This window comes from Luteimonas sp. S4-F44, from assembly GCF_022637415.1.
GTDB lineage: Bacteria > Pseudomonadota > Gammaproteobacteria > Xanthomonadales > Xanthomonadaceae > Luteimonas.
In genome coordinates this window covers 2,456,043-2,467,681 of the sequence record NZ_CP093340.1, presented here as the reverse complement: position 1 = coordinate 2,467,681, position 11,639 = coordinate 2,456,043, and the positions used below count along the sequence as shown (strand labels likewise).

Sequence of the window (11,639 nt, the reverse complement as noted above, 5' to 3'; positions counted from 1 at the left end):
AGAGACGACGATGACCTATCGCGGACGCTGCCATTGCGGCAGCCTGACATTCGAGCTGGATGGCGAGATCGCTGAGGTCTACGACTGCAACTGCTCGATGTGCCGCCGGCGTGGCGGCTTGCTGGCGTTCGCGCCGGCCGAGGCCTTGCGCGAGACCGGCACCGGCACTGCGGGCACGTATGGCTTCAACACCCACCGGATCGACCATCATTTCTGCACCGTGTGCGGCATCGCGCCGTACAGCCGCGGTACCAAGCCGAATGGCGTGCCGATGGCGTGCGTCAACGTACGCTGCATTGACGGCCTGGACCTCGCATCGTTGAAGATCGTGCAGATCGACGGCGCTCGATTCTGATCGCACGGTGCCGCCGTACGACTGCGGCGCTACGGACATCACACCTGCCGAACTGAGGGTGTTTGCTGTGGGGTGTCGCGTCACCTCAGCGCGAGGCGGAGATGACGCGTGCGCAGAACGCCGCGTCGACTCAGCCTTCCTCTTCTTCCTCGAATTCCACCAGGGCATCGAGGTCGAACGCCAGCGCCTCGACCGCCTCGCGCACCTTGCGTGCGGTCGCGGGATTGCCGGCCTCGACCTCGATTTCGTGCATCTGCGGGCCGTTGACGTCGCTCAGGCCTGCGGAGCTGGAATCGGCGTCGTCCATGTGCGGCATCAGGTCGTCGATCTCCTCGACATGCTCGATGCCATCGATGCTCTGCAGGAGATTGATCACCGTGCGGGCGGTGTCGTCGCTGCCGGTGAGGCGGATGCGGAGCATGGACATGGCGGTTCCTCTTCGTCTTCGATTGGGCGGACAAGCGTGAGGCTGGGAGAAGCGGGGGCAAGCCTGCGTGACGAGTCCGCCACGATCGCGTTGCGCGGCCCGGCTGCGCGGTTCAGACGCGCAGCCAGCGCATCGACAGCGCGACACCGGCCATCGCTGCGGCGACGCCGAGGAACGCGACGACCAGTCCGGTCGCCTGCGCGGCGAACCCGATCAACGCCGGACCTGCGAGCACGCCGGCATAGCCGAGCGTGCTGATCGCCGGGATCGCCTGCGCCTCGGGCATGGTCGTCTGCCGTCCGGCCATCGAGAACATCACCGGCACGACATTGGCGCAGCCCACGCCCACCAGCGCGTAGCCGGCCAGCGCGATCGCCCCGCTGGGTACCAGCGTGGCGATGCCCAGACCCACGCACGCGCACAGTGCACTGAGCACGACCGCGCGCCGGTCGCCCAGGCGGCGGACGAGCCCGTCGCCGAGCAGTCGTGCGATCGTCATCGCCAGCGAGAACACGACGAAGCCGAGCCCGGCGCGTGCGGCCTGCACGCCGCGGACTTCGTGCAGGAACACCGCGCTCCAGTCGAGCATGGACCCCTCGACCAGGAACGCGACGAAACACAGCACACCGATGAAGGCGACCACGCCGCGCGGCCACGCGAACGCGGCGGTGTCGCGCGCCACCCGTTCGCTGCGCCAGTGCCGGGCCGACGGCGCATACAGCGCCAACACGATCAACGCGACCAGACCCGTCGCCAGCCACGGCGCCAGGCCCGCGCTCAGCAATGCGGTCGTGCCGGCGGCGCCGACAAAACCGCCGATGCTGTAGAACGCATGAAAGCCCGACATCATCGGGCGTGCGGCGTCGCGTTCGACCGCCACCGCCTGCAGATTCATCGCGCAGTCCATCGCGCCGATGCCGGCACCGAATGCTGCCAGCGCAGCCGCCAGCAGCCATGGCGTCCCGGCCAGCGTGAGCGTCGGCAGCGTGATGCAGATCAACAGCAGCGCGGCCACCATGACGCGCTTGCAGCCCTGCCGCGCGGCGAGCGCACCGGCGGCCGGCATTGCCAGCAGCGAACCGGTGCCCAGGCACAGCAGCACCAGCCCGAGCGAGGCCTCATCAAGGCCGGTCCGGGCCTTGGCGAAGGGCACGATCGGCGCCCAGGCGGCAATGGCAAACCCAGGAATGAAGAACGCGGCGCGCGTCGCATACTGCTGCGCGCGGGGAGAAGAGGTCGGGACGGACATGGCGAACGACGTAGGGGACGAGGGAAGGGGGAGGCCGGTGGCGCTCAAGGGGGCGCGGCGACATGCACCGTGATGCCGCGTGCGCCGAAGCGCGCTTGTTGCGCGGGCGATGCATCGTGTTCGACGACCAGCGTTGCGATCGCTTCGAGTGCCGCGACACGGTGCGCGGCCTGGGTGCCGAGTTTGGCGTTGGTCGCCACCACGATGGCCTCGCCGCTGGACTCGATCATCAGGCGCTTGAAGCGGGCCTGCTCACCGTCGACGCTCCACAGGCCGTGGTCGGCATCAATCGCGCAGGCGCCAGGGAAGCACAGGTCGGCGCGCAGGTCGCGCAGCTGCGCCATCGCCTGCGCGCCGAGCGCCGCGCCGCTGCGCGGATCGATCCGACCGCCGATCAGCAGAACCTCGAAGCCGTCGCGGGCCATCAGCGCCTGGGCGATGTCGGGGGCATTGGTCGCGACGGTCAGCGCCTGGCGCTCGGGTAATGCGGCTGCGATCGCGCTGTTCGTGGACCCGGCGTCGAGCAGCAGCATCTGGCCGGGTCGAATGCGCGCGGCCGCCACGGCGGCGATCGCGAGCGCGCGCTTGCCCGCCGCGTGTTCGTGATGCCGGCGGGGCAGCGGCGGGAAGTCAGGCGTCGGCGGCAGCGCACCGCCGTAGACGCGTCGGCACAGGCCCCGCGCGGCGAGTTCGCGCAGGTCGCGGCGGATTGAATCTTCCGACACGCCGAACTCGGTCGCCAGATCAATCGCCACGACCCGCCCCTCGGCCGCGAGCCGGCGCAGGATCGTCTGCTGGCGCTCCTGTGGCAGCGCGTCGCCGGACGTGGTCATCGCATGCGACCGCAGGGGGCGAGGGCGCGTGTGCACACGACGGCGACGCTCGCGTCACGTCCCCAGCTCGCGGCGCGGCGCATTGTCGCCGCCCGGGAAGACCTTCGTCCGTCCCACATCCTGCGCTGCGACATCAGGCACCCCGTTCTGCGTGAGGTGCAAAGTTTGGATCAATGGATAATAACGTGCAAGATCGTGCATTCGTATGCGCGGACTCGGCGTGCAGGCGGCGTGGGTGATCCGCGCAGCAGGGAGCGTGGTCGGCGTGTCGTGGCTCAGCGCTGTGCTACGGGCGTGCGGACTGGCACCGTGATGTTGCACAGGTCGATATGCCCGGCCGGATGCAGGTACCAGGCGTCGCGGCGGTTGCGGCGCGATTCGACCACCGCATCAAACAGGGGCGTGTCAGTGCGCAACACCTCAAGCGGTGTGCGCTGCGCGGGCGGCAATTCCGAGGCCAGGCGCACCGCACGGATGGGCGTGCGCTGCGCCGGGTCGGTGTAGAACCCCAGCGGACCGGTGCCGCGCGGCAGCACGCTCAGCAGTTCCATGCCTTGCAGCACGCGGCCGACGACGGTGATGTTGCGGTCGAGCTGGCGCGGTGACTGGCCGGTGACGACATAGAGCTCGGTGCCGTTGCTCGAGTCGGGCGCGGTGTCGCGGCCGGCGCCGAGCGTGCCGTAGCAGTGCGCGAGCCAGGCGCGCCCACCGCGGCCGGCCTGCGCGTCGGCGTCGCGCGCGGCCGGGAAGCCGGCGGCGAATCCGGTCTGCGCCGCCCAGCCGTCGCGGTCGGGCAGGGCGTGGAAGGCCACCCCCGCGGCCGGGCGGTCGAACTCCGCCGGCAGGTGCGCGCGTGCGCTGCCGATCGGCTTGCCCGGGGCACCGTCCTCGACGATGTCGCCGAACTGCACGACGAAGTTGTCCTGCGCGCGGTAGAGCGTCAGGCCGTCCCAGAAGCCCTCGCGTGCCAGCGTGCGCAGGTTGGCCACGTGCGCGGGCGCGAAGTCGGGCGCCAGTTCGATGATCACTCGACCGGTCTCCAGGTCGAGATACAGCGTGTCCTGCGGGTCGGGGGTGCGCCAGTCCGCGGGCGTCGAGGCGTCGAGCAGATCCTGGGTCGAGCGCGGGTCGGCCGCGCGTGTGTCTGCGACGCCGGGTGCTGGCGTGCTGGCGCAGCCGGCGATCAGCAGTGCGAGCGCAGCAGCGCAGGCGGCGACGGGACGGCGCAATCGGGACGGGGGCAGGCGCATGGGCGAAGTCCAGTGGAGTCGAGCCCCCGATTGTGGCCGACCTGGCGCGTCGCATGACTAGCGGCACATTCGCTATAGCGAAGTTCGCAATAGAGTCCTGCTCGAGCACTTGGAGGCAGGCATTGACCGGCAGCGACGACGCGGACGACGCGGGCCTGCGCAAGTTCCAGAAGGAACTGAGCGCAGGCACGGTCTCGCTCGCGCTGCTGGCGGTCCTGGCCGGCAGTGCCGAGCCGATGTACGGCTACCAGATCGCCAAGCGGCTTGAACGGCTCGACGGCGTGCTTGCCGGCAAGCAGAGCGCGCTGTATCCGGTGCTGCGCAATCTCGGCGCCGCGGGGCTGCTCGACAGCCACGTCGCGCCCTCGGATGCCGGGCCGCCGCGTCGCTACTACCGCATCACCGAGGCAGGGCGGACGACCCTGCGCCATTGGGCCGCCGCCTGGCGCGCCACCCGCGATTCCGTCGACGCCGTCCTGGAGGGGATGATCGAATGAACACCCAAGGTCTGCCGCAAAGCATCCCCGAGTACCTGGACCATCTACGCCGCGCGCTGGCCGGCGCCGACCCGGCGCTGGTGCAGGACGCGCTGTACGACGCCGAGGAGTACCTGCGCTCGGAACTGGCCGAGCATCCGGGCCGCAGCGAGGCCGAGGTGATCGCCGCGGTCGCCTCGAGCTACGGCGCGCCCGACGAGGTGGCCGACATCTACCGCGACACCGAGGTCAAGGTGCAGACCGCGCTGCGGCCGCCGGCGCCGGCGCCGCGCAGCTCGCTGGCCGGTCGCTTCTTCGGGGTCGCCGCCGATCCGCGGACGTGGTCGTCGCTGTTCTACATGCTGTTGTCGTTGGCGACCGGCATCTTCTACTTCCTGTGGGTACTGCTGGGCCTGTCGATCTCAGGCAGCCTGGTCATTGTGCTGGTCGGCATTCCGCTGCTGATCCTGTTCCTGGGCTCGGTGCGGGTGCTGTCGCTGGTGGAGGGCCGGCTGGTCGAGGTCATGCTTGGCGAACGCATGCCGCGCCGGCCGCTGTACGCGGCCCGCGGCCGCAGCTGGGCCGGCCGCATCGCCGACATGTTCACTGACGCGCGGACCTGGAGCACGCTGTTGTACATGCTGCTGATGCTGCCGCTGGGCATCGTCTACTTCACGCTGGTGGTGACCTTGATCAGCGCGTCCTTGCCGCTGATCGCCGCCCCGCTATCGCTGCTGCCCGGTTTGAATCTGAACGTCTGGATCGGGGGCATCGACGTGCCGAGACAGGCCCCGTTCCTGCTGCCGCTGTTGTCGGCCATCGGCGTGCTGCTGCTGTTCGGCACCCTGCACCTGTGCCGCGGTATCGGCCATCTGCATGGCGCGATCGCCAAGCAGTTGCTGGTGCGTACCGCCCAATACTGAGCCACCCCAAAACCGGGGTCCGAGTCCATTTTTCGCCGGCACCGGGGCAGGTCGCGCCGGTCGATGGCTCTAAATTCGACTCTGACCCTGGTTTATGACTGCGGGAGCCGCGGCCACTCGTTCGCGATGGGGGATGCGCATCTGCGGGCAGGCCTGCACGAGAAACGACTCAGCCCAGTGATGCACCCACAAAAAACCGGGGTCAGAGTGACTTTTCCGATTCGCCGCAGCCGGGTGGCTGGGAGGAAAAGCGACTCTGACCCCGGTTTTCGGGTTCGGGTGACTCAGACGCCGGAGACGCGGCGGGCGACCTGGAAGCGGGTGGCCCAGTAGCCGGAGTCGAGGTCGGAGACCATGACGTCCTTGCCGCTGCGCGGGGCGTGGACGAAGCGGCCTTCGCCCAGGTAGATGCCGACGTGGTCGATGCGGTTGCCGCGGCGGCCGAAGAAGACCAAGTCGCCGGCAGTCAGCGAGGTGCGATCGATGCGTTCGCCGTTCTGGGCCATTTCGCGCGACACGCGCGGCAGTTCGATGCCCAGGGCGGTGCGGAAGACGTAGCCGACCAGGCCGCTGCAGTCGAAACCGCTGTCGGGACTGGAACCACCCCAGCGGTAGGGCGTGCCGAGCAGGGTGAGTGCGCGCTTGAGCAGGGATTCGACCCGTCCGTCGGCGACCTGCACCGGCTTGTCGACTTCCATCGCGATGAGTTGGTTGATGTCGCTGGCCAGGAGCATCTGTGGCTGCTGCAACTGGGCGGCGGGTGTGACGATCGCCTTTGCGACTGACGTGGTCTGATCGAACTGATCCGCTGAGTCGGCGGCCAGGCCAGGGCCTGCGAATGCCGGGGCGGTCGCCAGCGCAAGCAGCAGCGCGGCGGAGGTGTTGCGAAGGAGGCTGCGGGAGGCGCCAGCGCCATTCAAGGACGCGTCTGTCGTCGTCACGAGTGCTTCACATCTTCCGGACCAGCGGGGGAAGCTACCGGCTTTGCGCGAAGGAGTTGTTAAGCAAAAGTTACTGAATGCGCGCAAGTGCCTGTTTGTGCTCACGATTCAGTGAAGAACGCGTCGTGAGCCCGTGTAGTTGCGACGCCAGTAGCTGCCGTCCAGATGGTCCAGACGCACGGTGCCGCCGGTGCTCGGCGCGTGCACGAAGCGCCCCTCGCCAACGTAGATGCCGACGTGGGAGACGCTCCCGCCGCTGCCGAAGAACACCAGGTCGCCGGGTGCCAGGCGCTCGGCGTCGATCTTCGGTCCCTGGTAGGCATAGAGCTCGCGCGATGACCGCGGCAGCCGCACGTCGAGCATGTCGCGGAACACGTAGTTCACCAGGCCGCTGCAATCGAAGCCGCCCTCGGGCGTGTTGCCGCCATATCGATAAGGCGTGCCGACCAGGCTGATCGCGCGCATCAGCACCGCATTGGCCGCCGCCGGGTCGGTCGGCGATACCGCGTTCCAGGTGCGCTGCGGAGCAGGCGTCGAGGCGGCCGGTGCGCTCGGGCGGACGTCGCGCCCGCCGCAGCCGGCCAGCGCGAGCAATGCGAGCGTCGTCGCCAGCACGTCAACTCCCCGGCGTCGGGCGGTTGGCGCGAACGCGTCGGAGTCGGGATAATGCGGACTTACCTGCATGTACGTCATTCCACCTGCCAATCCCGGCATCGTGCCGCATGTGCGCCACCGTCCTCAAGCGGCCTTGCGGCCGCCCCATCAGGGATCCTCAATGAAGATCGAGAAAGACCGCGTCGTCCGTTTCCACTACAGCGTCGCGGAGGCTGGCCAGGCGCCGGTGGAGACGTCGCGCGATCGCGATCCGCTGGCGATCCTGTTCGGCCACGGCAACATCATTCCGGGCCTTGAAAAGGCGATGGAAGGGCGCGAGGCCGGCGAGAGCTTCAAGGCCGAGGTCACTGCTGACGAGGCCTACGGCGAGCGCCGCGAGGGCATGACCCAGCGCGTGCCCAAGAAGCACTTCGGCGAGCAGAAGCTCAGCGTCGGCCAGCAGGTGGTGCTCAACACCAGCTTCGGGCCGCGCGCGGTGACAATCGAGAAGGTCGGCATGAGCGTGGTCGACGTCGACCTGAACCATCCGATGGCCGGCAAGGATCTGGCGTTCGATATCGAGATCGTCGACGTCCGTGAGGCTTCGCCCGAGGAAATCGAGCACGGCCACGTCCACGGCGACGGCGGCCACCACCACTGATCCGCAGACGGTGCGCGACGCGGGGAGGCGTCGCGCGGCCGGGCCGGATCGGTCGATCGGGGGACATGCGATGAGTGCGCCACGGCACGCCGTGCTGGGCCCGGTGCCCGCTGCCGAGCGGCTGGAGATCCTCGATGCCCTGCGCGGCGTTGCGCTGCTGGGCGTGTTCGCGATGAACATCGAAGGGTTCTCGCGGCCGGCGCAGGAGATGGGCGCGGGTATCCCGCCTGAGGCCACTGGTCTGGACTGGGCGGTTGCCTGGGGCGTCCATGTCTTCATCGCCGGCAAGTTCTGGACGATGTTCTCGCTGCTGTTCGGCATGGGCTTTGTGCTGATGAGCGAACGCATCGCCGCCTCGGGGCATCCGATTGCGCCGGTGGTCCTGCGCCGTCAGGCGGTGCTGCTGGCTTTCGGCCTGCTGCACATCGCGCTGATGTGGTGGGGCGACATCCTGCACAGCTATGCGATCGCCGGGCTGTTGCTGCTGGCGACGCGCGAGATCGCGCCGCGCTGGCAACTCGCCGTCGGGCTGATGCTGTATGGCGGGGTCGGGGCGTTCTATCTGGCGAACGCCGCGCTGCTGGCGCTGGCGCCTGACGCGATGCTGGCCGATCTTGCCGACGCCCTCGCGTCGGGTCGCGAGGCCGCCGAGCGCATCTACCCCAACGGCAGCTTCGCTGAGATCGCCCAGCGTCGTGTGTCCGATTACCTTCAGCTGGGCCTGCAAAGCCAGCTGTTCCAGGTGCCGATGATCGCGGGCGTCTTCCTGGTCGGCAGTTGGTTGCTGCGCGGCGGCTGGCTGCGTGCACCCGCCAGGCACCGCGCCTTCTGGTGGTGGCTGCTGGCCTGGGTGACGCCGCCCGCGGTGCTGTTCACGGCTTTGGGCGTGGGGCTGGGCACGTCGTTCGACAGTCCGCTCGCACCACGCGCCGCGCTGTCGACGGGCTTGATGCTGCTCGGCTCGCTGCCGATGTCGCTGGCCTATGTCGCATTGCTGGTGCTGGCCTGGACATCGGCGTCCGGGCAGCGGACGCTGCGCGTCTTCGCGCCGGCCGGCCGCATGGCGTTGACGCATTACCTTGCGCAATCGCTGGTGTGTTCGTTGCTGTTCTACGGCTACGGCGCCGGCCTGTGGGGCGACCTCGGGCGCGCGGCGCAGACCGGCGTGGTGTTGGTGGTGTTCGCGCTGCAGCTTGCGATCAGTCCTGTCTGGCTGGCGCGGCATCGGCACGGACCTGTGGAATGGCTGTGGCGCTGGGCGACCTATGGTCATCGGCCGGCGTGGCGGCGCGCGTACCAGGTGGCATGAACGCTCGCGACGACGTGCTGATCGTCGGCGGCGGTGCGGTCGGCCTCGCTTGTGGGTTGGCGCTGGTCGAAGCCGGACGTCGGGTGCGGGTGCTCGAGGCGGGCACCGCGGGCTGTGGCAGCTCGCACGGCAACTGCGGCACGATCACGCCCAGTCATGCCGCACCGTTGGCGGCGCCGGGTGCGATCGCGCGTGCGTTGCGCTGGATGTTCGCCGGCGACGCACCGCTGCGCATCGCCCCACGTTTCGATCCCGCGCTGTGGGCATGGCTGGCGGGGTTCGCGCTGCGTTGCAACCGCCGCGACTGGCAGCACGCCACGCGAGCGCGGGCCGCGATCCTGCAGGCGTCGCGCGCGGCATTCCCAGACTGGCTGGCCGATCATGGCATCGAGTGCGAGTTCGCAGCGACCGGGATCGATTACGTCTACCGCGACCGTGCGCAGTTCGAGGCCTTCGCGGACGAGGCGCGCATACTGCGCGAGCTGGGTCTTGCGCTGGAGCAGATCGACGGCCCGCGCGCGCTGCGCGAGGAACCGGCGCTGCGTGAGGGGGTCGCCGGCATCGTGCGCTTTCCGGGCGACGCGCGCCTGCGGCCCGATGCGTATGTCGCCGGGCTGGCCGCGGCGTTCCGCGCGGCGGGCGGCACGCTGGAGGAGCACTGCGCGGTGCTGTCGGCCGAGGAGACCGCCGAGGGCGTGCATGTGGCGACCTCGCGTGGCGACTTCGTCGGTCGCGACCTGCTACTGGCCGCCGGTGCGTGGTCGCCCGGTGTGGCACGCGGGCTGCGGCTGCGTGTGCCGGTGCAACCAGGCAAGGGCTACTCGATGACGTACGCACGCCCGGCGTCCGCGCCGCAGCGGTCGATGGTATTGCACGAGCGCAGCGTGTTCGTGACGGTCTGGGACGCCGGCCTGCGGCTGGGCGGCACGATGGAGTTTGCCGGCTACGACCACAGCCTCAATCGGGTGCGGATCGATGCGATCGAACAGGCGGCCGGCGAGTATCTGCATCTGCCGGCGGCGCCTCCGCGCGAGGACACGTGGACCGGCCTGCGCCCGGTCTGTGTCGACGACCTGCCCCTGATCGGGGCCGCGCCGGGGCATCGTCACATCTGGATGGCGACGGGGCATGGCATGCTCGGCATCAGCATGAGTGTCGCCACTGCCCATCTGATCCGCGACCTGATTTGCGGACGCTCGCCCGGATTCGACCCGGCCCCCTTTGCGCCGTCGAGGTTTGCATGAGCGCGTCCGGCGATGCGCTGGCATTCGATCTGATCGTCGTTGGTGGCGGCTCGGGCGGGCTCGCCGCGGCCTTCCGCGCCGCCGAGTACGGCCGGCGAGTCGCGCTGCTGGAGCCGGGGAACCTGGGCGGCACCTGCGTCAACGCCGGCTGCGTGCCCAAGAAGGCGATGTGGCTGGCGGCCGATCTGGGCTTGCGCATCGGCCACGCCGCACGACTGGGCTACGATCTGCCGCGCGACGGCCGCGCGACCTTCGATTGGCCATGCTTTCTGACCGACCGCCAGCGCTACATCCACGGCATCCACGCCAGCTATCGTCGGCGGCTCGATCGCGACGGCGTACTGCTGCTCCCCACGCGCGGCCGGCTGGCGGGGGAGGGCGCGGTGGAGACGGCCGATGGCGCGTTGCTGCGCGCGCCCCACATCGTGCTCGCGACCGGATCGCGTCCGATCGTGCCGCAGATTCCCGGTGCGTCGTTGGGCGTGGTGTCGGACGATTTCTTCCACTGGACGCAGGCGCCGGCGCGCGTGGCGATTGTGGGTGGCGGCTACGTCGCGGTCGAACTCGCCGGCGTGTTGCAGGCGTTGGGCAGCCAGGTGGATCTGGTCGTGCGCGACGGCCGGTTGCTGCGTCAGGCCGAGCCCGAACTGGTCGCCCAGTTGCAGGACAACTACAGCCAGCAGGGGATCGTGCTGCACCTGGGCGCGGCCTCGCAGGCGCTGCACCGCCAGACCGACGGGCGGATCGCGATCGAGACCGATGGCGATCAGCGGCTGGCGGACTACGACCAGGTCCTGTTCGCGACCGGGCGGCGGCCCAACACCGATGACCTGGGCCTGGAGCGCGTCGGCATCGTGCCCGACCCGCAGGGCCACCTGCCGGTCGATGCCTTCCAGGACACGCCCGCGCCGGGCGTGCATGCGGTGGGCGATATCTGCGGATGCGGTCCGGCGCTCACGCCGGTCGCGATCGCGGCCGCGCGCCGGCTATGCGACCGCCTGTTCGGCGGTCGGCCCGATGCGCGCCTCGATGCGCAGAACGTGCCCAGTGCGATCTTCTCGCATCCACCGCTGGCGATGGTCGGCCTGACCGAAGCCCTGGCGCGCGAGCGACATGGCGACGACGTGCACGTGTACACCAGCCGCTTCCGCCCGATGATCGAGGCGCTGGCCGACACCTCGCAGTGCAGCCTGTTCAAGCTGATCTGCGTGGGCGAGGCACGTCGCGTGGTCGGCTTGCACCTGCTCGGCGACGCCGCCGACGAGATCCTGCAGGGCTTCGCCGTCGCGCTGAAGATGGGCGCCACGCTGGACGACTTCCACGACACCGTCGCCATCCATCCCACCAGCGCCGAGGAAGTGGTGCTGATGCGCTGAC

13 protein-coding genes are annotated in these 11,639 nt (G+C 69.6%); 7 read left to right on the top strand and 6 right to left on the bottom strand.

Going from position 1 to position 11,639, the window contains the following annotated elements; translation table 11 throughout:
* The first annotated feature begins 10 nt into the window (after window positions 1-10).
* A complete protein-coding gene (locus MNO14_RS11360) occupies window positions 11-355 on the top strand; it encodes a GFA family protein (RefSeq protein ID WP_241943849.1) in 345 nt (114 codons plus the stop codon).
* Between the two features lie 130 nt (window positions 356-485).
* On the opposite strand, the gene MNO14_RS11355 is transcribed toward MNO14_RS11360, so the two are convergent.
* The 4 genes from MNO14_RS11355 to MNO14_RS11340 all read right to left on the bottom strand — a co-directional run bounded on the left by MNO14_RS11355 (window position 486) and on the right by MNO14_RS11340 (window position 4,114).
* Window positions 486-782: a hypothetical protein gene (locus MNO14_RS11355; RefSeq protein WP_241943848.1), complete on the bottom strand. Its 297-nt coding sequence runs from the start codon at window positions 780-782 to the stop codon at window positions 486-488.
* 112 nt (window positions 783-894) lie between these two features.
* On the bottom strand, window positions 895-2,031 hold the full coding sequence (locus MNO14_RS11350) for an MFS transporter (RefSeq protein ID WP_241943847.1): 1,137 nt from the start codon (window positions 2,029-2,031) through the stop codon (window positions 895-897).
* Window positions 2,032-2,075: 44 nt separating this feature from the next.
* Window positions 2,076-2,864: a DeoR/GlpR family DNA-binding transcription regulator gene (locus MNO14_RS11345; RefSeq protein ID WP_241943846.1), complete on the bottom strand. Its 789-nt coding sequence runs from the start codon at window positions 2,862-2,864 to the stop codon at window positions 2,076-2,078.
* A gap of 275 nt (window positions 2,865-3,139) precedes the next feature.
* A complete protein-coding gene (locus MNO14_RS11340; protein ID WP_241943845.1) occupies window positions 3,140-4,114 on the bottom strand; it encodes a peptidylprolyl isomerase in 975 nt (324 codons plus the stop codon).
* A gap of 122 nt (window positions 4,115-4,236) precedes the next feature.
* Between MNO14_RS11340 and MNO14_RS11335 the strand changes: the two genes are divergently transcribed.
* Together MNO14_RS11335 and MNO14_RS11330 are read left to right on the top strand one after the other, a co-directional pair.
* Window positions 4,237-4,611: a PadR family transcriptional regulator gene (locus MNO14_RS11335; RefSeq protein WP_241943844.1), complete on the top strand. Its 375-nt coding sequence runs from the start codon at window positions 4,237-4,239 to the stop codon at window positions 4,609-4,611.
* A complete protein-coding gene (locus tag MNO14_RS11330; protein WP_241943843.1) occupies window positions 4,608-5,513 on the top strand; it encodes a sensor domain-containing protein in 906 nt (301 codons plus the stop codon). Before MNO14_RS11335 ends, MNO14_RS11330 begins: the two co-directional genes overlap by 4 nt.
* A gap of 284 nt (window positions 5,514-5,797) precedes the next feature.
* Here the strand turns inward: MNO14_RS11330 and MNO14_RS11325 are convergent, their stop codons facing one another.
* Together MNO14_RS11325 and MNO14_RS11320 are read right to left on the bottom strand one after the other, a co-directional pair.
* Window positions 5,798-6,454 (bottom strand): C40 family peptidase, encoded by a 657-nt coding sequence (locus tag MNO14_RS11325; protein ID WP_241943842.1) that lies wholly within the window; start codon window positions 6,452-6,454, stop codon window positions 5,798-5,800.
* A 108-nt stretch (window positions 6,455-6,562) separates the two neighbouring features.
* Entirely contained in the window at window positions 6,563-7,048 is a 486-nt protein-coding gene (locus tag MNO14_RS11320; RefSeq protein WP_241946327.1) for a C40 family peptidase, read from the bottom strand.
* 181 nt (window positions 7,049-7,229) lie between these two features.
* Here MNO14_RS11320 and MNO14_RS11315 point away from each other — a divergent pair, with 181 nt between their 5' ends.
* From MNO14_RS11315 to gorA, 4 genes are all read left to right on the top strand, one after another.
* On the top strand, window positions 7,230-7,709 hold the full coding sequence (locus MNO14_RS11315; RefSeq protein WP_241943841.1) for a peptidylprolyl isomerase: 480 nt from the start codon (window positions 7,230-7,232) through the stop codon (window positions 7,707-7,709).
* A 70-nt stretch (window positions 7,710-7,779) separates the two neighbouring features.
* Window positions 7,780-9,018 carry a DUF418 domain-containing protein gene (locus tag MNO14_RS11310; protein WP_241943840.1) on the top strand — a complete coding sequence of 413 codons (1,239 nt, stop codon included), beginning with the start codon at window positions 7,780-7,782 and terminating at the stop codon, window positions 9,016-9,018.
* Complete coding sequence (locus MNO14_RS11305) at window positions 9,015-10,262, top strand: FAD-dependent oxidoreductase (protein ID WP_241943839.1); 1,248 nt, start codon at window positions 9,015-9,017, stop codon at window positions 10,260-10,262. The genes MNO14_RS11310 and MNO14_RS11305 overlap by 4 nt, the downstream gene beginning before the upstream one ends.
* Entirely contained in the window at window positions 10,259-11,638 is a 1,380-nt protein-coding gene (gene gorA, locus MNO14_RS11300; protein WP_241943838.1) for a glutathione-disulfide reductase, read from the top strand. The genes MNO14_RS11305 and gorA overlap by 4 nt, the downstream gene beginning before the upstream one ends.
* The last annotated feature ends 1 nt before the right edge of the window (window position 11,639 follow it).